General features: G+C 35.5%; 14 protein-coding genes and 3 riboswitches. Of the genes, 3 read left to right on the top strand and 11 right to left on the bottom strand.

Annotation, left to right across the window (positions count from 1 at the left end):
- On the bottom strand, nt 1-372 hold the full coding sequence (locus EKQ63_RS03900; protein ID WP_087952011.1) for a DnaJ family domain-containing protein: 372 nt from the start codon (nt 370-372) through the stop codon (nt 1-3).
- A 521-nt stretch (nt 373-893) separates the two neighbouring features.
- On the opposite strand from EKQ63_RS03900, the gene EKQ63_RS03890 reads away from it, so the two are divergent.
- Nucleotides 894-2,918 carry a glycosyl hydrolase family 18 protein gene (locus EKQ63_RS03890; RefSeq protein ID WP_087952010.1) on the top strand — a complete coding sequence of 675 codons (2,025 nt, stop codon included), beginning with the start codon at nt 894-896 and terminating at the stop codon, nt 2,916-2,918.
- Between the two features lie 451 nt (nt 2,919-3,369).
- On the opposite strand, the gene EKQ63_RS03885 is transcribed toward EKQ63_RS03890, so the two are convergent.
- The 7 genes from EKQ63_RS03885 to EKQ63_RS03855 all read right to left on the bottom strand — a co-directional run bounded on the left by EKQ63_RS03885 (nt 3,370) and on the right by EKQ63_RS03855 (nt 10,874).
- Entirely contained in the window at nt 3,370-4,920 is a 1,551-nt protein-coding gene (locus EKQ63_RS03885) for an ABC-F family ATP-binding cassette domain-containing protein (protein WP_087952009.1), read from the bottom strand.
- A 304-nt stretch (nt 4,921-5,224) separates the two neighbouring features.
- A complete protein-coding gene (locus EKQ63_RS03880) occupies nt 5,225-5,998 on the bottom strand; it encodes a hypothetical protein (protein WP_087994762.1) in 774 nt (257 codons plus the stop codon).
- A gap of 66 nt (nt 5,999-6,064) precedes the next feature.
- On the bottom strand, nt 6,065-6,814 hold the full coding sequence (locus EKQ63_RS03875) for an ABC transporter ATP-binding protein (RefSeq protein WP_062822011.1): 750 nt from the start codon (nt 6,812-6,814) through the stop codon (nt 6,065-6,067).
- Nucleotides 6,811-7,809: an ABC transporter substrate-binding protein gene (locus EKQ63_RS03870; RefSeq protein ID WP_143880746.1), complete on the bottom strand. Its 999-nt coding sequence runs from the start codon at nt 7,807-7,809 to the stop codon at nt 6,811-6,813. Before EKQ63_RS03870 ends, EKQ63_RS03875 begins: the two co-directional genes overlap by 4 nt.
- Nucleotides 7,806-8,579, bottom strand: a complete 774-nt coding sequence (locus EKQ63_RS03865; RefSeq protein WP_001057149.1) for an ABC transporter permease — start codon at nt 8,577-8,579, stop codon at nt 7,806-7,808. The genes EKQ63_RS03870 and EKQ63_RS03865 overlap by 4 nt, the downstream gene beginning before the upstream one ends.
- Nucleotides 8,551-8,871, bottom strand: a complete 321-nt coding sequence (locus tag EKQ63_RS03860; protein WP_000082897.1) for an MTH1187 family thiamine-binding protein — start codon at nt 8,869-8,871, stop codon at nt 8,551-8,553. Before EKQ63_RS03860 ends, EKQ63_RS03865 begins: the two co-directional genes overlap by 29 nt.
- A 100-nt stretch (nt 8,872-8,971) precedes the next feature.
- Nucleotides 8,972-9,073: riboswitch (TPP riboswitch) on the bottom strand.
- Between the two features lie 61 nt (nt 9,074-9,134).
- Entirely contained in the window at nt 9,135-10,874 is a 1,740-nt protein-coding gene (locus EKQ63_RS03855; protein ID WP_143880745.1) for a methyl-accepting chemotaxis protein, read from the bottom strand.
- A gap of 143 nt (nt 10,875-11,017) precedes the next feature.
- Nucleotides 11,018-11,102: riboswitch (cyclic di-GMP riboswitch) on the bottom strand.
- A gap of 283 nt (nt 11,103-11,385) precedes the next feature.
- Between EKQ63_RS03855 and EKQ63_RS03850 the strand changes: the two genes are divergently transcribed.
- Nucleotides 11,386-12,699 carry an anaerobic C4-dicarboxylate transporter family protein gene (locus EKQ63_RS03850; protein ID WP_143880744.1) on the top strand — a complete coding sequence of 438 codons (1,314 nt, stop codon included), beginning with the start codon at nt 11,386-11,388 and terminating at the stop codon, nt 12,697-12,699.
- Nucleotides 12,700-12,796: 97 nt separating this feature from the next.
- On the opposite strand, the gene thiE is transcribed toward EKQ63_RS03850, so the two are convergent.
- Together thiE and thiM are read right to left on the bottom strand one after the other, a co-directional pair.
- A complete protein-coding gene (thiE, locus tag EKQ63_RS03845) occupies nt 12,797-13,456 on the bottom strand; it encodes a thiamine phosphate synthase (protein ID WP_143880743.1) in 660 nt (219 codons plus the stop codon).
- Nucleotides 13,457-13,472: 16 nt separating this feature from the next.
- Nucleotides 13,473-14,288 (bottom strand): hydroxyethylthiazole kinase, encoded by an 816-nt coding sequence (gene thiM / locus EKQ63_RS03840; protein WP_346655051.1) that lies wholly within the window; start codon nt 14,286-14,288, stop codon nt 13,473-13,475.
- 63 nt (nt 14,289-14,351) lie between these two features.
- Nucleotides 14,352-14,461: riboswitch (TPP riboswitch) on the bottom strand.
- Between the two features lie 276 nt (nt 14,462-14,737).
- Between thiM and topB the strand changes: the two genes are divergently transcribed.
- Entirely contained in the window at nt 14,738-16,927 is a 2,190-nt protein-coding gene (topB, locus tag EKQ63_RS03830) for a DNA topoisomerase III (RefSeq protein ID WP_143880742.1), read from the top strand.
- 40 nt (nt 16,928-16,967) lie between these two features.
- Here topB and EKQ63_RS03825 read toward each other — a convergent pair whose 3' ends face one another.
- A complete protein-coding gene (locus EKQ63_RS03825) occupies nt 16,968-19,913 on the bottom strand; it encodes a YhgE/Pip domain-containing protein (RefSeq protein WP_143880741.1) in 2,946 nt (981 codons plus the stop codon).
- Between the last annotated feature and the right edge of the window lie 76 nt (nt 19,914-19,989).

Genomic DNA, 19,989 nt, shown 5'->3' with positions numbered 1-19,989 from the left:
TTAGCGTAATTTACGAAATACTTTGTCTTGATACATACGAAAAGCTGAACTATCTTTCATCTTTCTCTTTTCCATTACCTGCTGAAAACGAAGCGTTTTTGCTGTTAACTCTTCTCTTAATTTCTTTCTCTCTTCTTCATCATAACAGCAAGCAATTAGATCCTCTATTTTTAATATATCTTTTTGTAGTTCCATTTCTGGTGGAATCATTCCCGCATTTTTTAAAATTTTATAACTCATTCTAAGTTCTGGAGGTACCATTGAAAGGTCTTCTAATTGTAGTGGTTTTCCTTTTCCCGGAATATGATTAAGGTCTCCATTCCGTATTGCTTGTCGAATTTTTTCTTCAGCAATGTTCAAAAAGACATCCACACCATTCGCTCCTTTACATATTTTTACTATTATTTTACATGATATTTTCTCATCTCGCTACGCTATTACAAATTGACTTCATACAATTTTTTCTCAAATTTAATTACAAGAAGCCTTTTCCTCCCCAATCAATATTTTATTTTCATGTGTAATCTGTATTAGAGCCACTTCATATTGAGAAAGTCTTTTCGAATTCAATAAAGCGTTTACACCAAATCTTACATTTGCTACGATTTAATCACCCCAGCTCCCTTGTATAGACTTCGTGATGTCTGATCATTTTTATCCCGCTTTAATGGGCAGTAAGACCCCCACCTCAAAATTTAGCGAAAGCAACGAAGTTAGGTGGGGGATCAACTGCCCCTAAAAGTCCGATTGGTGAGGGCTGATAATCATTGGGGGATGAAGCCCCCCACTGTTTAAAGTTTCACTTTATCTAAACGTTTCATACGTCTAGATTCATTGTGATTTATTGGCGCATGCCTTTAAATATATCTTTTATTTTGAAAGGAGAAATGACTATGAGATTAAAAAAATTCACACCGCTATTACTATCCCTACTACTCTTCTTACCTCTTTTTCTCACGAACTTTATTACTCCAAATTTCGCATTAGCAGATTCACCAAAGCAAGGTCAAAAAATTGTTGGGTATTTTCCTTCGTGGGGCATTTACGGACGTAATTATCAAGTTGCAGACATTGATGCATCAAAGCTAACTCATTTAAACTACGCTTTCGCTGATATTTGCTGGAATGGAAAACATGGAAACCCTTCTAATCACCCCGATAATCCAAATAAACAAACGTGGAACTGTAAAGAATCTGGTGTACCACTGCAAAATAAAGAAGTCCCTAATGGTACTCTCGTACTCGGTGAACCATGGGCCGATGTCACAAAATCTTATCCTGGCTCAGGTACAACTTGGGAAGATTGTGATAAATACGCACGCTGCGGAAATTTCGGCGAACTGAAACGATTAAAAGCTAAGTATCCTCACTTAAAAACAATTATTTCTGTTGGTGGCTGGACTTGGTCTAACCGCTTTTCTGACATGGCCGCTGATGAAAAAACAAGAAAAGTATTCGCTGAATCTACAGTCGATTTCCTACGCGAATATGGATTTGACGGCGTTGATTTAGATTGGGAATATCCGGGCGTAGAAACGATTCCTGGTGGTAGTTATCGTCCTGAAGATAAGCAAAACTTCACCCTACTCCTTCAAGAAGTTCGAAATGCATTAACGAAAGCTGGTGCAGAAGATGGCAAACAGTATTTACTAACAATCGCATCAGGTGCAAGCCAACGTTATGCCGATCATACAGAGCTAAAGAAAATCTCTCAAATACTTGATTGGATTAATATTATGACATATGATTTCCACGGTGGATGGGAAGCTACTTCTAACCATAATGCAGCTCTATACAAAGATCCAAATGACCCAGCAGCGGATACGAAATTTTACGTAGATGGTGCGATAGACATTTATACAAATGAAGGGGTTCCAGCAGATAAACTCGTATTAGGTGTACCTTTTTACGGACGTGGATGGAAAAGTTGCGGAAAAGAAAATAATGGACAATACCAACCTTGTAAACCAGGTAGTGATGGAAAGCTCGCTTCTAAAGGTACTTGGGATGATTATTCTACCGGTGATACAGGTGTGTATGATTATGGTGATTTAGCAGCTAATTATGTGAATAAAAATGGTTTTGTTCGCGGGTGGAACGATGTAGCGAAAGTACCTTATTTATATAATGCAACTACAGGCACATTTATTAGCTACGATGATAATGAATCTATGAAACATAAAACAGACTATATAAAAACAAAAGGTTTAAGTGGCGCAATGTTTTGGGAGCTTAGCGGAGATTGCCGTACAAGTCCAAAATATAGTTGTAGTGGGCCAAAATTACTTGATACGTTAGTAAAAGAATTACTAGGTGGACCTATTACTCAAAAAGATACTGAGCCACCAACAAACGTAAAAAATATTGCTGTTACAAATAAAAATTCAAACTCAGTTCAATTAAACTGGACTGCATCTACTGATAACGTAGGAGTTACGGAATATGAAATTACTGCTGGGGAAGAGAAATGGAGTACAACAACAAATAGCATTACAATTAAAAACTTAAAAGCTAATACAGAATACAAATTTTCAATAATAGCAAAAGATGCCGCTGGGAATAAATCACAGCCTACTTCTATTATTGTAAAAACAGATGATGCTAACACAACACCTCCTGGTGGAAATAGCAATGCTACCTTTTCAGTAACTTCAAATTGGGGAAGTGGTTACAACTTCTCGATTGTAATTAAAAATAGTGGAACAACCCCTATTAAAAACTGGAAATTAGAATTTGATTATAACGGCAATTTAACACAAGTTTGGGATTCTAAAATTAGTAGTAAAACTAATAATCATTACGTAATTACGAATGCAGGATGGAATAGTGAAATTCCTTCTGGTGGATCGATTACAATCGGAGGGGCAGGAACAGGCACTCCTGCTGAACTTGTAAATGCATCCATTAGCGAAAACTAAACGTAACTCCCACTAATTATTTCACTAAAGTTTGAATTTAGGTTTGATTCCTCTCTCCTAAATTCAAACTTTTAATTTTATGAAAAATCACAAATGAACATTATAATAACCTATTATAATTATATTTAGTTTCCAATATGAAGTTCGCGTGAAGTTCATCTGAATTTTACATGAATTTCCTTTAAGCTCTATTGTCTTCCTATAGTAATCACATTATCCTTTACATATAGGAATTATTTTAATTCCATTTCAAACTATCTATATATATAAAGAAAGATAGTCGCCTATTAGGGAAAGGCATCTAGTATTATTATAAATATAACAAAAGAAAAAGCACGCTTATAAGCGCACCATAAGAGTGCTTCTTCATACAATTCTCATGTAAAAGTTCTCGAAAATCATGTTAATCACAAAGAAAAGGCATTAGCTTATACAAGCTAATGCCTTTTCTTTATTCATATTGTTCAGCGTTCCATTCTTCTATATTCCATACTTTTGTTATCCATGCTTCATAGAAAGAAGACTCATGTGAGACAAGTAAAACTGTTCCTTTATATTGTTGTAACGCTTCCTGCAAAGCCTTCTTCGTTTCTATATCCAAATGATTAGTTGGTTCATCTAAAATTAAAACATTACTTTTCGCTACGATAAGTTCACATAAACGTACTTTCGTTTGTTCTCCGCCGCTTAATAAACGAATAGGTTTTAATACGTGTTCTTCTTTCAATCCACACTTCGCTAATGCTTGCCGTACTTCTTTCTTTGTCATATCTGGTCTTTCTGTCCAAACTTTCTCTAATGGTGTTGTTTCTGAAGCAAACTCTTCCTGTGCAAAATAAGCAGGATTTACTCGTTCTCCAACAGAAATCGAACCGCTTAGTGGCCTTATTTGACCTAATAACGTTTTTAACATCGTCGTTTTTCCAATTCCATTATGACCAACAATCGCTATCTTTTCTCCTTTTTTCACTTGTAAATTCAGCTCTGGAAATAACGGATCACTATAACCTATCCTTAGTTTCTCAGCTTGCAATATACGACTCACTGGCTCCTCATACACATTGAAATCAAAACGGGATCGAGTGACATGATTAACCTTTTCAACCCGTTGCATTTTCTCCAATACTTTCTCTCGACTTTTTGCCTGTTTCGCTTTTCGAATTTTATTTTTTTGAATAAATGTTTCTAGCTGAGCAATTTCTTTTTGTTGTTTCGCATACGCCGATTGCAATTGTTTCGTTTGCACTTGATAACTTTGCATAAACTTTTCATAATTTCCTACGTATCGCTTCACTTTCCCTGCTTCTAGATGATAAATAACATTCGTAATACTGTTCAAAAATACTTCGTCATGTGAAATGATTACATAAGCTTTTTCATACAGTCTCAAATACGATTGCAACCATTCTATATGAGCTGTATCTAAATAGTTTGTTGGCTCATCTAGCAATAAAACATCAGCCTTTTCTAAAAGGAGCTTCCCAAGTAATAACTTTGTTCGCTGTCCTCCACTTAACTTTGAAACATCCTTTTCCAAACCTACTTCAAATAATCCTAAACCAGTTGCTACTTCTTCAATTTCTGTATGAATTTGATAGAAATTAGAACTTTCCAATATAGTTTGTAATTCTCCATACTTTACTAACAATTTTTCTAATTCTACTTCTCCTGCTCCATTCATTTCTTCTGCTATTTTTAACATCTCACATTCAACCGCATACAAATCAGAAAATGCACTTTGTAAGTAGCCTTCAATTGTTATCCCCTCTTGTAAATCCATATGCTGCTGTAAAAAACCTATCTTCACATGCGGGAACCATTCAATGTTCCCGTCATCATGTATAAGTTCTCCTGTTAAAATCCTTAACAATGTTGATTTTCCGATTCCATTTTTCCCTACTAACCCAACATGCTCGCCCTTTAATAGTCGAAAGCACGCATTATATAAAATGGTTTTCTCACCATACGAATGACTTACATTTTCTACTGTTAATATACTCATTTTTTTCTCTCCTTTACTTATGGTTCATAAGCTAAATAGAGAGAGCAACAGTATAAAGCCTTATTTAATTGTGCATATAAAAATGGGTAAGGTGAATACACCTTACCCATTACATATTATCGTAAAAAAGGATTAAGGTTCTTTACCTGCTGTCTTCAATTTAGCTTAATCGATAAAAATGGGCAGACTTCTCCCGTATCAAGCTAAAACCATTTGAAGAACAGTTGATAAAGTCATTTTATCCTTTCACTCCTTTAACATTTGTTATATTAAGAGTATAAACTACTCTGTTATATTCTATTCTCTACTTTTCCTTTTGTTCCTTCCTCGTTTTATCGTTTTCTGCATACATTTCTTTATACATCTTTTCTAACGCATATGGACTTGTAAAGATGAGCGTTAACGATTTCCACATATAAATTCTTCTTTGTAATTCTATTCCGTATCCTTTATTAACCATACTTTTCACTTCTTGAATATGGTCCTCAGTTTGAAATTGTTGTACAGACTTCAATTCATCCGTTTTAAAATCTGTTAAAAGACCTATCACAACTCGTCCATGCTCCTGTGACCTTTCTTCTAAATCAAACTGAATTGAATGAACAAAACCTAAAACGTGAAAAATTTGAGCATGTAAACCGACAACAGCACGTTGTTCCATTAAGTTGTAACACTCTCGTTTTAACACCTCTACCATTTCCAATGAATTTCTATTAACTTTCATTTTGCCGACAAACATAATTTTTACAATATGAGCGACTGCCCCCATACTTTTTAATACACTCTCTAGAATTTCTACCGCGTCTTCTATATAACCATTTGAAATTATAGAATGAATAAATTCATCTAATACCGCTTGAAACTTTTTAATTAAATGTAAATCACGTAACTCCGGAACATCTTTTCTCAATTGATCTCGACCTTGAACCCACTTTAAAATTTCTGTCATTTCTTCTTCTTTTAATTCATGATGTTCCATACCATACTTCATTAATAAAATATGATTTTTTAATAAAGCTTTTCTTTCTTCAAGATTATCTGCCGTTAATTCATCTACTATTTTCTCTATAGTTTTCATCTTCCTCCCCCTAGATAAAAAAGCCTCTTAACAGTAATTATATCAAAAACTGTTAAGAGGCTTTTTCTATTTTTTCATATAAGGAGCTAATACTCTCAAAATTTCTTCCTTATCTTTCTTTAACTCAAGTGATGTTAACATATCCATCGTTCTCGGCCTAGGTAATTTCACTTGTACCTCACCAACTATCGATGCTGGTCTTTGAGATAAAATAAATACGCGATCCGAAAGCAAGATTGCCTCATCTAAGTCGTGTGTAACCATAACGATTGTTTGCTTCTCTTGGTGCCAAGAGTTTAAAAGCCAGCTATGTACTTCCATTTTTGTAAAAGCATCTAATTTACCAAAAGGCTCATCAAGTAGCATAATTGGCTTTTCACATAAATATGTGCGCAGAAAACTAATTCTTTGACGCATACCACCAGACAATTCATCTGGATAATGGTCTGCATATTCATCTAGTTCAAACTGCTTTAATGCTTCCATTCCTTCTGTCAGCCTTTGTTTTTTCGGTTTCCCTTCGATTTCCAATGGAAGAACTATATTTTGTAAAGCTGATCGCCACGGTAGTAATAAATCCTGTTGCGGCATATAACTTACAACATCTTGTTCTTGTACGTGTTTATCGTTATACGTTACATTCCCACTTGTTGGATTTTCAACATTTGCAATCATATTTAATAATGTGCTTTTCCCGCAACCACTCGGTCCTACGAAGGAAACGAACTCTCCCTCTCGTATAGAAGCACTAATATTTGCTAATACATTCTTTCCATCGAAAGATTTCACAATATCTTTTATTTGTAATCCACTCATTTTTCACTTGGAAGGAACTCATTCGTAAAGGCATCTTTCACATCAATTTTCTTCTTAATAACTTTGTTATCATATAAGAAATTCATGTAATTCGTCCAAACTTCTTCCTTCTGTACTCCCCACGCTTTTGCATCATCTTGATACTTCGTACTTAACCATTTTTGACTTTCTTGTACTAAATCTTTATTTACATCTGGAACAGCTTTAATTAAAATATCAGCAGCTTCTTTCGGTTCTTTAATTGCAAAATTATAACCCTCTGTCGTTGCACTCATAAACTTTTTCACAAAGTCTTTATCTTGCTTCGTATGTTTTTCACTCGTAATAATAACAGGACTATAGAAATCAAGCGCTGGATCTAAGTCTTTCACCATAATCGTATTTAACTCTTTTCCTTGGCGCTTCGCTTCAATTCCATCCCATCCGTAATAAATCCATTCAAAGTCTGCATCACGACCAATTGATTTAAAGAAATCTGTTTGTCCTAAGATGATTTTTTCCACTTTATTAAAATCGGCTTGATTTTTCTCCATAATTGTCTTTAATGTAGCTTCTTCCGCTGGTCCTCCCCAGCCCCCATAACGTTTACCTTCAAAATCTTTCGGCGAAGTCATGTTATCTTTCTTAAGCGATGCAAAAGCTGAAGTGTTATGCTGAATAATCGCTCCTACAGATACAACAGGAATACCTTCTACACGAGCCAACGTTACATTTTCTTGCGCGCTTATTGCGAAGTCAGCTTTTCCAGAAGCTATCATTTGCTCTGCCGTCACATTATCACCAGGCTGAATAATTTCTACATCTAAGCCTTGCTTTTTATAATAATCTTTCGCTTGCGCTACATATAAGCCAGTATGATTCGTATTCGGAAACCAATCTAATACGACTTTTACTTTTTGATCTTTACTTGCACTTTCTTCTTTCTTCGCCGGATTACATCCAGCCACACTTACCGCTAATAAGGCAGCCAACATAAATTTTAAACCTTTTTTCATTTTCTGCCGTCCTTTCTATATATCCATGGTGCTGTTATTCTTGCCATAAACTCCACGATAAAATACAGACATAATGTCACCATAACAATAATTGCTGCCACACCAAATACTCGGGCTGTTAAAAAGGATTTTGTAGCTCTCGTAAGCATAACTCCTAATCCTTCGCTTGCACCGAGCCATTCTCCAATAATCGCTCCCATTACGCTATATGTAACTGCAATCTTTAACCCTGAGAAAAAGTATGGAAGCACTGCCGGAAACTTTACTTTCTGGTAAACTTGCCATTTCGTTGCCTTCATCGTTTGCAACAACTTCAACATATTTTTATCTACCGTTTGGAAACCTTCTAAAATGCTAAGCGCAATTGGAAAGAAACAAACGAGTATGACTACCATTACTTTCGGTAGCATTCCATATCCAAACCAAATAATAAATAACGGTGCAAGTACAACGATTGGAATCGTTTGCGAAATAACAAGTAACGGATTTATTAAAATACGAAATAAAGGGATAACGTCCATAAGAATTGCAATACTTGTCCCAATTAAAATCGCAAAGAAAAGTCCAATTATAACCTCCTGCAGCGTCTGCATCGTATTCGGTAATAGTAAATCTTTCATTCCAATTAATTCTTGAACAATGGCAGAAGGCTTCGGTAAAATCCACGGTTCAATTTTAAATAATGAAACAGATCCTTCCCATATCGCAATGAGAAGGATAAGCCAAATTGCTGTAATTATTTTAGATTGCTTCTGGTTTTGCATATTCATCACGGTACTTCCAAACTTTTTCATCTATCGTTACACCAGTGCTTGGACGATAATGGATTTTAATAGAAGTAATCACTTCTTCTGCTCCAGCATCCACACAAGCTTGTTGTGCACGTTTAATGATATCAAGAAGTACATCTAATTCTCCTTCCAGCGTTGTTTCCATTGCCCCTACTTCATAACGAACTCCCGATTGTTGTACAACCTCAATTGCTTTATCAACAACAGAATACACATCTTTGTTCTTTGCTTGTGGTACTACTGAAAACGAAATTGTAACTTGTTGTGACATAGTAAAATCCCCCTTATGAAATTAAATTTTAAAACAAGAAAAGGCTTTCCTACGCAGTAGGAAAGCCTTGTATGCAAGTTATTATAGAATAACATATGCTACATCACTTTAAGTAACTCCCTACGCTGGCATTATCCAGATCAGGTTGAGGGTCGATGTTTGCTCACATCCTCTCAGCCAATTGGCTCCCCGGTCCTTAATTCGTTTTCATTGTAGCATGATTTATTTTATTGAACAAACAAAAGCATGTATAATCATTTCATTTAACTTTTGAATTCCCCAATTAACTCTTGTAACTCCTGTGAGAGCCAGCTTAAAGAACTGGCTAATTCAGCAATATCCTGTACAGACATTTCCTGTTCTTTCATACTTTTTTCAACATTACTACTACTATTCGCATACTTATTTGCAATAAGTGATAGTTCATTTACAACACGAACAATATTTTGGCTATTTTGCAATATATTATTTGAATTGCTAGAAACAACTCCAACTTGATTGGTAACAGTTTGTGCTGATTTCGAAATTTTTTCAAAGAAAGCACCACTACTTTCAACAAGTTTCATTCCAGACTCTACTTCTTTTGAGGTTTTTTGCATTGAAACAACAGCTTCTTCCGTTTCGGCTTGTGTGTCCCCTATTAATTTTGCTATATCTTTTGCTGATGCTTCCGTCTGCTCTGCTAATTTACGCACTTCATCAGCAACAACGGCAAATCCCTCTCCAGTTTCCTCAGCATGTGAAGCTTCAATAGTAGCATGTAAAGCTAGCGAATTCGCTTGATTTGAAACACTTGTAATTACAGTTACAATATCACTAATTTCTTTTGATCTTACTTCCAAAGAATAAATGATAGAAGATAAATCTTGTACTGCATTTTGTATTATGTTCATTTGATTCATCGTCTGTTCAATAATACCATTTCCTTTTTCTGAATGATGCTTCGTACCTTCAGACTCTTTCGTCATTTGTTTTGCAATATTAGTTATCTCTCCCATCCTATCTTCCATTTCATATACAATATCTAAATACTTTGGTACTGACGTTTCTTGCAATTGAACGCCAGCCCTTAACTCAACTATAGAACTTACGATTCCTTGGACTGCCATGCTATTTTCTTTCGTACTCACTGACAATTCTTGTGAAGATGAGGAAACCTGTTCTGCCGTCTGCTTCAATTTATCTATAATTCCTTTAAACTTCTCGATGGTATTATTAAAATACGCATTAATAATACCAATATCATCTGGTCTTTCCTCTAATTTAATACTTAAATCACCTTCACCAACTCTGCGCAATCCTTCACGTAAATCCCGCAATGGAGCAAGTGCGTTACGTACGATTAAGAATTGAATAACAGTTGCAATTAAAACAGAAATACAAATAAACATTAAACCTTGTATAATGAACTTTTCCTTTGTAATAGGAACAATAGAAGCATCTACATCGGCTGCAACAATTGCCACAATATTTCCATCTCCATCTTTAATTGGCTCTAATATCGTTACCCATGATCCTAATAGATCTTCATATACTACTGTCATATTTGCTTTTTTCGTGCTCATTACCTTATCGTATGCTTTCATCCAAAGGTCTGGTTGTTTATAATATTCTCCCGGCCTTACTTCAACAACATTTGCTAACTCTGTAGACAAATCGACGATTAGTAACTCACCTTTTTCGTTTTCTTTTGCTCCAACAATATAGATTTGTCCAACGCTATTCAATTCTTCCGTTGCTTCATCTAATTTCTCTGTTAACTTCTCTCTCTTTTCTCTTTGTGCCACTGGGTCTTTTGTAACATCTCTCACTATTTCTTCGTCTAATTTATGTAATACCGTATCTCCTGTTTCAAAAGAATGCCTTTCAAATATAGACATCATGCTATTTTGAAACATGTTAAAACTTAACGCTCCCATAGTACCAACAAGCGTCAAAATAACTAGCACAGTTAACAATACATTCTTTTGAAGAAATGATAGCTTGTGCCAATATTTTTTCATCAACATCACCTTTCTTAATTAACTTAATATAAAGGAAAACTATTAAAATAGAAACCTTATCAACAGCTGATAAGGTTTCTCATTTGTTCACAAATAAAAAAAAAGACCAATGAAAAAGCATTGGTCAAGACCAACCCTATCCGTCCGGTAACTGGCTAGCTTAGCCTTTCGGCCTTAGCTCCTGTAGTTTTGCGTCCTAATGTTTCCATCAGTTTGCCTTTCTCGCTGAACGAGTTGAACGATATGGGAGTTCTATGAGAATGTAATTATTCTCTATCAAAGATTACAACATAAAAATTAAAATGTCTACCTATTTAGAGATATAAATGTAAATTTTTAACGTATTATTTTTTCGAAATAATTTAACAAAGTACGTGAATGTTACATTTCTTGTGTTATATAATAAAAAATGTATATAACACAAGGATTGTTTTGAGTATTTATTTTAATTTTCATTTAAATTAAATTATTCGAATATATCTTAACTAATGAATTTCGGAGGTAGTTTATCATGTTTTGGCTACAATTTCTTACGTTACTACTCTGCATTTTTATTGGCGCACGCCTAGGCGGAGTTGGTCTAGGAGTAATGGGTGGCGTTGGTATGGCAATACTTGTTTTCGTCTTCCACTTACAACCTACAGCTCCTCCTATTGATGTAATGCTTATGATTTTAGCAGTAATTACAGCTGCTGGTGCACTCCAAGCCGCTGGAGGAATGGACTACCTTGTTCATCTGGCTGAGAAAGCATTACGAAAAAATCCAAAACGTATTACATTCTTTGCTCCAATTGTTACTTATTTATTTACACTCTGTGCAGGAACTGGTCACGTTGCTTATTCTGTACTTCCCGTTATCGCTGAAGTCTCTCGCGAATCCGGAATTAGACCGGAACGACCAATGTCAATCGCCGTAATTGCTTCCCAACAAGCAATTACAGCTAGTCCTATATCAGCTGCAACAGTTGCACTTTTAGCAATGTTAGCTGACTATAAAATCACCTTATTAGATATTTTAAAAGTAAGTATCCCTTCTACTTTCATCGCTTGTATGGTAGCTGCATTTGTTGCTAGCAAAATGGGGAAAGAATTAAATGAAGATCCTGAATACTTAAAACGATTAAAAGAAGGAATGATTCCTAAGATTGAAGAGAAAAAAGAATTTGTTGGTGTAAAAGGTGCTAAATTATCAGTTATCCTTTTCCTAGTAGGAACTTTTCTTGTCGTACTTCTCGGTTCATTTGAAACACTTCGTCCAGGATGGATAGTTGATGGGAAGTTAGCCCGTCTTTCCATGCCAAATACAATTGAAATGGTTATGTTAACGATTGCAGCTCTTATTATTATTTTCTGTAAACCAAATGTAGAAAGCATCGTGTCTGGTAACGTCTTTAAAGCAGGGGCAACAGCAGTTGTTGCTATTTTCGGGATCGCTTGGATGGGAGATACTTTCTTTAACGGAAACTTAAATATGATTCAAGGATCCATTCAGCATCTAGTAACAAGTGCACCATGGCTATTTGCCATCGCATTATTCATTCTATCTATTTTACTATATAGCCAAGCCGCAACAGTACGCGCTTTAATGCCTCTTGGATTATCACTCGGTATTCCACCAGCACTACTAATCGCGATGTTCCCTGCAGTAAATGGATACTTCTTCATTCCAAACTATGGAACAATCGTTGCTGCCATTAACTTTGATCGTACTGGTACAACTGGCATTGGTAAATATGTTTTAAATCATAGCTTTATGATTCCAGGACTAATCGCAACATTCACTTCTATCGGAATTGGAATGCTCTTAATTTCAATTATGTTTTAAAGAAAAAGCACAAACCTATAAATTTACAGGGTTTGTGCTTTTTTAACTGTCCATTCTTCCGTTATTTCCTTTACTATTTGTGTGAAGTACCCTTTTTCTACAAACTCTTACTTACTTCCTCCACTAACTTCTTCGTACTTTCATACGCAGATTCCGCTAAACTAATAGCTGAAATAACTGAAACACCGTCCGCACCCGCTTCTATAACCGAAGCTGTATTCTCAATTGTAATCCCACCAATTCCAACAATCGGTATTGTAATTCCTTGTTCTCTAAAGTGAGCTAAACCTTTCGTTCCTTGAACTGCTTTCGTATCTTTTTTCGTACTCGTTGGGAAAATAGGGCCAACTCCTAAATAATCAGCTCCGTTTTCAATTGCCCAGCGTGCTTCTTCAATTGTATGTGTAGATACACCGATAATTTTATCCCCCATTTTTTCACGAACAGAAGTAATTCCTTCATCATCTTGTCCAACATGCACGCCATCTGCATCCAACTCGAGAGCTAGTTCCACATCATCATTTACGATGAATGGTACACCGTACTCCTTACAAATTGCTTGTAGTTCTTTTGCGAAACAAATGCGTTTCTCTCCCGTTAAAGCGCCTTCCCCCTTTTCACGAAATTGAAAAATTGTTATACCACCTTCAAGCGCATCTCTCAATACTTGCAGTGGATCCTTCGTACAATTGCTACTTCCCATAATAAAATATACTGATAACAACCTAGACATTTCTGCCTTTGAAATACGCGACATTTATTCTCCCTCCTTACTATATAACCTCAATCTTCCCATACTTCTCTATATCACCTGAAGTCGTATTCGCTAACTGATTCAAAAATTCAATTTGGAAACTACCAGGTCCTTTTTCCACTGTCTTAGAAGCTGCCAGTTCCGCAGCTACACCATAAAACGTTAACGCTGCTACTGCTGCCTTTACATAATCCTTTTCTACCGCTACAAATGCTCCTATTACAGAAGTTAGTAAACAACCAGTTCCCGTAACTTTCGTTAAAATAGGGTGACCATTTCGAATAAGAATCGTTCGCTCTCCATCTGTAACAACATCTTCTTTTCCAGTAATCACCGCAACTGTATTTAATTCATCCGCTGCCTGTTTTGCAATACTTACGACATTACCATTCCCATCACCAGCGTCTACCCCTTTAATTTCCCACCTCTCATTAATAACGTTCGCTATTTCAGCTGCATTTCCGCGAATAATCCCTAATTCGATTTCAGCCGGAATATGTCTCGCAACTTCTGTTCGATACGATGTTGCTCCTGCACCAACTGGATCAAACAGTACTGGCACATTGTTCACATTTGCTGATTTACCGGCAAGTAACATCGCTTCTACTTCTTCCGGACGAAGTGTTCCCATATTTAATACTAACGCTCCAGCAATGCTAGCCATTTCTGCCACTTCTTCTTTTGCATACGCCATTACAGGTGATGCCCCTAATGCTAATAAACCATTAGCTGTAAAATTTGTTACAACAACATTTGTAATATTATGAACGAGCGGATTAGATTCTCTCACCAAATCCACTACTTTACTAATTTCTTTCCTATTCATCCTTCTCATCTCCTAACTATAGTGATGGGAGATACACAAAAAGGCACTTTGCGCGTACGCAAAGTGCCTGAACATGTGCTTTTACACTCTCCCTACGCTGGCATTATCCAACAGGTTCAAATGGTCAATGACGGATTAGTCATACTCTCAGTTTGCATCCACAAACTCCCATGTGCTTATTATTCTTCTACTTCAAAGTCTACTCTTATTCTACTAAAATAACAAGTTCTTTACTTTTCTATTTAATATAGAAGAAACTGATAAAACAATAAGCATAATAAATAAGTATCTTTTTTTCATAGTCTCATCATGGTGCATACTATGTTCTGTCGATATCATTTGATTTCAAACAGATTTTGTTCACTCCACTAAAAAGCGTTCAAATCTAGAGCGAAACTGAATCTCAAGAAGATGTATGCTATAGTTAACGTATGGAAATTTGAAAGGATGTTTTTAATATGTCAAAAAGCGTTATAATCGCTGAAAAGCCTTCCGTTGCACGAGATATTGCACGTGTACTTAAGTGTGATAAAAAAGGAAATGGCTACCTTGAAGGTAGTAAATATATTGTAACTTGGGCTTTAGGTCATCTTGTTACATTAGCAGATCCAGAAAGCTATGATGTAAAATATAAAAAGTGGAATTTAGAAGATTTACCGATGCTACCTGAGCGTTTGAAATTAACTGTTATTAAACAAACAGGGAAACAATTTAATGCTGTAAAAAGTCAGCTACTTAGAAAAGATGTAAATGAAATTATTGTAGCGACAGACGCTGGACGCGAAGGAGAATTAGTTGCTCGTTGGATTATTGATAAAGTTAGAATTAACAAACCAATCAAACGCCTATGGATTTCATCTGTTACTGATAAAGCAATTAAAGATGGTTTCGCAAATTTAAAACCAGGTAAAGCATATGACAATTTATACGCTTCAGCTGTCGCACGTTCAGAAGCTGACTGGTATATCGGTCTTAACGCGACTCGAGCTTTAACGACTCGCTTTAATGCCCAGCTAAACTGTGGCCGTGTGCAAACACCTACTGTCGCTATGATTGCTAATCGCGAAGATGAAATAAAAAACTTCAAAGCTCAAACTTACTATGGCATTGAAGCTCAAACGACGAATCAGTTAAAACTAACGTGGCAAGATGCAAACGGTAATAGCCGTAGCTTTAATAAAGAAAAAATTGATGGTATTGTAAAAGGTTTAGATAAGCATAATGCTACTGTTGTGGAAATTGATAAAAAACGGAAGAAGTCATTCTCTCCTGGTCTTTACGATTTAACTGAATTACAACGTGATGCCAATAAAAAATTCGGCTACTCTGCAAAAGAAACATTAAACATTATGCAGAAATTGTATGAACAACACAAAGTGCTAACGTACCCTCGTACAGATTCACGCTATATTTCATCTGATATCGTTGGAACACTTCCAGAACGTCTAAAAGCATGTGGTGTTGGAGAGTACCGTTCCTTAGCACATAAAGTATTACAAAAGCCTATCAAGGCTAATAAATCATTTGTTGATGATAGTAAAGTAAGTGATCATCACGCAATTATTCCAACAGAAGGATACGTTAACTTCTCCGCCTTCACAGATAAAGAACGTAAAATTTATGATTTAGTTGTAAAACGTTTCTTAGCTGTTTTATTCCCGGCATTCGAATACGAACAACTAACGTTACGCACAAAAGTCGGCAATGAAACGTTCATTGCACGCGGAAAAACAATTTTACATGCAGGTTGGAAGGAAGTATATGAAAATCGCTTTGAAGATGATGATGTAACTGATGACGTAAAAGAGCAACTTTTACCTCGCATCGAAAAAGGCGATACATTAACTGTAAAGTTAATTATGCAAACATCAGGTCAAACGAAAGCACCTGCACGTTTTAACGAAGCAACTTTACTTTCAGCAATGGAAAATCCTACAAAATATATGGATACGCAAAATAAACAACTTGCTGATACGTTAAAATCAACTGGTGGATTAGGTACTGTAGCAACGCGTGCTGATATTATCGACAAGCTATTCAATTCGTTCTTAATTGAAAAACGTGGTAAAGATATTCACATTACTTCAAAAGGCCGTCAGTTACTTGATTTAGTACCAGAAGAGTTAAAATCACCTACACTAACTGGTGAGTGGGAACAAAAGCTAGAGGCGATCGCAAAGGGTAAACTGAAAAAAGAAGTATTCATTTCAGAAATGAAGAACTATACGAAAGAAATTGTTTCTGAAATAAAATCGAGTGATAAAAAATATAAACATGACAATATTTCAACAAAGTCTTGTCCAGATTGCGGTAAACCAATGCTAGAAGTAAACGGCAAAAAAGGAAAAATGCTCGTTTGCCAAGACCGTGAATGTGGTCATCGTAAAAATGTATCTCGTACAACAAACGCTCGTTGTCCGCAGTGTAAGAAGAAATTAGAATTACGTGGTGAAGGTGCAGGACAAATTTTCGCATGTAAATGTGGCTATCGCGAAAAACTTTCCACGTTCCAAGAGAGACGTAAAAAAGAATCTGGAAACAAAGCTGATAAGCGCGATGTTCAAAAATATATGAAACAACAGAACAAAGAAGAAGAACCATTAAACAATCCGTTCGCAGAAGCATTAAAAAAATTAAAATTTGATTAAACAAAAAAGTTCCTACCTCTATCGGTAGGAACTTTTTATGTTAGTGAATGATTTTACTTCCTTTTGCATTCTCAACGAATTTTTCGCTTGATTTGTTAATTGGTGTTTTCAGTAATAACGCAGCTACAATCATAACTACTACGAAAGCACTTAACACAAGTAAATCTCGCGTCACGATATCCCAAAGCATTCCGCCAACTGTTTCACGAATTGCGCTAATTGCGTATGTGAATGGTAAGAACGGATAAATCGCTTGGAAGAACGCTGGTGTCATTTGAATTGGGAATGTTCCGCCCGATCCTGCTACTTGCAGTACAAGTAAAATGATCGCCATCGATTTCCCAACGTTTCCGAAAATAGAAACGAGTGAGTATACGATACAAACGAAGACTCCACCAATAAATAAACTAAATAATACAAACCAGAATTTATCGACTACGTACGTACCGAGTAAGAATATATCTCCCATTGATACGATAAACGCTTGTGAAAGACCTATCGTTAAGAATGTTAATAAACGTCCAAAGTAAATTTCATGGCTCTTATAATTCGCGCCTTCTTCATGTACTTCTACTGTTAATAATGAAACCATTAATAATGCGCCTACCCATAATGCAAGCACTGTATAGAATGGTGACATTGCTGAACCGTAGTTCGGCATTGCAAATAATTTATTCTCTTTTAAATTTACTGGATTCGCAAAGTAATCACTTTGCTTCTCAACATCGTTTTTCAATAAGCGTATGATGTCTTTTAAATCCTCTTCAGATTCAAAATCACGAATTTTATCTGCCAATTCTTTAATCTTTTTCTCAGTAGCTGGCATTTCAGCTTTAATGTCTGTTAGTTTCTTTTTACCGTCTACTAAGCCTTTTGATGAATCTTCTAGTATTTTTTTAACATCTGGAAGCTTTTTGTCTGCTTCTTTTAAAATTTGAGATGTGTTTTTAGACATCTCTTTTGTACGAGCAATTGCTTCATTAAAGTTTGGAACGATTTCTGAATCGTATTTAGCTAAGATGTCACTTATTTGGGCCGAAGTACTTTTAGATATTGCGTTAATACTTTCAATAACATCTGCTGCTGGCTTTTGACCTTTATTAATAGCGTCAATTCCTTTATCAGTTAAATCGATACCTTTTTGAAGACCATCTTTTAATTTATTCAATTTAGAAATCATATTATTCGTGTTCTTATCACTATTTACATCCGCTAAAACTTTATTCGTATTTTCCATAACAGGAATCATATCATTAACTAAATTCTTTCCAGCTTGTAACTCTCCTCTTATATCATTTAAAGCTACTTTTGTAGAATCTAATCCGTTAATCCCTTTATTATTCAAGTCTTCTCTTGCTTTGCCAAGCTCCATTTTTAATCTGCTATAATCATTTACAGCCTTATCATAAGCTTCTCTACCATTGTTTAAAATCTCATTAGCTTTGTTTATATCTTGATTTAAATTTCCTCTCAGTTGCTGAGCATCTTCTTTTACACCTTCAGCCTTGTTTTTTAATTGTTCAGCTGTGCTTACTGCTTTTTCAAAATCCGCTACGAACGTTGCATTATAATCTGCTTCTGCTTGATTTACCAAGTTATTTATTGCATCCAACTTTTTATTAGTAGCATCTCTTACATCTTTTTTCACTTCTTGCCCTGTACCAATAATATTGGCAATATCTTTAACGCCACCATTTGCATTTTCGATAGCTGATTTAAGGCTTGTTAATCTTTCTATTCTCTTTTGGAAGAATTCTTTTCCAAAATCAGTTGATGCCGACTCTTTAAATTTAGTAAAGACATCAATTACATATGAAACACTATCCGCACGATCTTGAAGATTCTCAGAAACCTTATTAAGATCTTGTTTCGCTTTTTCCGGGTCGAAATTACCATTTTGTAACCCGTTTATAACACCTTGTGCATAAGTTGTTCCAACACGTATTGAGCTAAAAACATTATTTACAGTTTGATTAATATTTTTAGCAATGTTTTTATATCCCTCACCATTCACTTGCGGTAATTCTGGAAGCGCTGGTATTTGCGGGATAGTTACATTTGGTAACTCTGGAAGTTTAGATGGATCTGGAAGTGCCAGATTGAAATCAACAGATGGATTTTTTAAGAAATCCGTAATTGCCGCCGCACCATTCAAACCTGTTTGCATTGCAATTAAATTATTCTTAATAGTTCCCGGGGCACGATTCAATGTTTCATCATTTCTCGCAAAGAATGCATCTAAGCTCTTAAGTGTATCCTGACCATCATTAATAACACTTTCCACAACCGGCAATTCTTTCTGCGCTACTTTCACGACATCCTCTGCTCGAGTCGCATCATCTAACGCCTTATCCATCAATGTATTCATTTCTGGGAACTGCGCTTCTAACTTAAATACAAGATCTTTTACTTTCTCAATACTTGGTAAGTTTGTTTCTAAATCGATTCCAAGGTCATTGAAGATTTTAAAAATCTCACCGTTCGCTGTTTTAACAAAGTTTTTACTAATTTCTTCTGTAATACCTGATGCACCTTTTGCTGTAATCTTCGGTGCAATCGCATTTACCTTTTCATTTACATAGTAATCAAGTTCTGGCTTCTGCGGATTTTCATCCAGAACAGTTGCAATCTTTTCAGAGAAATCTTTTGGGATTGTAATGCTTGCATAGTAATCCCCGCGTTCAACTCCATAAATTGCTTGTTTTTCATCTACAAATTTCCACCCAAGATTTTTGTTTTTCTTCAGGGAATCTACAATTTCTTTCCCAATATTAATATCTTTCCCTCTTAAGTTAGAGCCTGCATCTTGGTTAGAAACTGCAATGGGAACTTCTTTTGTATTTCCATATGGATCCCAAGAAGCCTTAATGTTAAACCATGCATATAACGATGGTAAAATCATTAACCCTACAACAATAACAATTGCAGCCCAATGTTTAGCTACATTCCGTAAATCTGTCTTATAAATACGCCAAATTTGTTTCATAGAAGTTATCACCTAATTATATATTTTTCCTTCTTTAGAAAATGATACATACATTTTGCAATTATATCACTTTCTA

The sequence above is a fragment of the Bacillus sp. BD59S genome (genome assembly GCF_007363175.1).
Taxonomy (GTDB): domain Bacteria; phylum Bacillota; class Bacilli; order Bacillales; family Bacillaceae_G; genus Bacillus_A; species Bacillus_A pacificus.
Note: the sequence above shows the minus strand (reverse complement) of the source record. Positions and strands in the feature narration are given on the sequence as shown.

Bases quoted from the DNA above. Each gene is read 5' to 3' on its own strand.
- EKQ63_RS03865 (WP_001057149.1), bottom strand. From the start codon at position 8,579: ATGAATATGCAAAACCAGAAGCAATCTAAAATAATTACAGCAATTTGG.
- EKQ63_RS03870 (WP_143880746.1), bottom strand. From the start codon at position 7,809: ATGAAAAAAGGTTTAAAATTTATGTTGGCTGCCTTATTAGCGGTAAGT.
- EKQ63_RS03860 (WP_000082897.1), bottom strand. From the start codon at position 8,871: ATGTCACAACAAGTTACAATTTCGTTTTCAGTAGTACCACAAGCAAAG.
- EKQ63_RS03850 (WP_143880744.1), top strand. From the start codon at position 11,386: ATGTTTTGGCTACAATTTCTTACGTTACTACTCTGCATTTTTATTGGC.
- EKQ63_RS03875 (WP_062822011.1), bottom strand. From the start codon at position 6,814: ATGAGTGGATTACAAATAAAAGATATTGTGAAATCTTTCGATGGAAAG.
- EKQ63_RS03855 (WP_143880745.1), bottom strand. From the start codon at position 10,874: ATGAAAAAATATTGGCACAAGCTATCATTTCTTCAAAAGAATGTATTG.
- thiE (WP_143880743.1), bottom strand. From the start codon at position 13,456: ATGTCGCGTATTTCAAAGGCAGAAATGTCTAGGTTGTTATCAGTATAT.
- EKQ63_RS03885 (WP_087952009.1), bottom strand. From the start codon at position 4,920: ATGAGTATATTAACAGTAGAAAATGTAAGTCATTCGTATGGTGAGAAA.
- EKQ63_RS03825 (WP_143880741.1), bottom strand. From the start codon at position 19,913: ATGAAACAAATTTGGCGTATTTATAAGACAGATTTACGGAATGTAGCT.
- EKQ63_RS03890 (WP_087952010.1), top strand. From the start codon at position 894: ATGAGATTAAAAAAATTCACACCGCTATTACTATCCCTACTACTCTTC.
- EKQ63_RS03880 (WP_087994762.1), bottom strand. From the start codon at position 5,998: ATGAAAACTATAGAGAAAATAGTAGATGAATTAACGGCAGATAATCTT.
- thiM (WP_346655051.1), bottom strand. From the start codon at position 14,288: ATGAGAAGGATGAATAGGAAAGAAATTAGTAAAGTAGTGGATTTGGTG.
- topB (WP_143880742.1), top strand. From the start codon at position 14,738: ATGTCAAAAAGCGTTATAATCGCTGAAAAGCCTTCCGTTGCACGAGAT.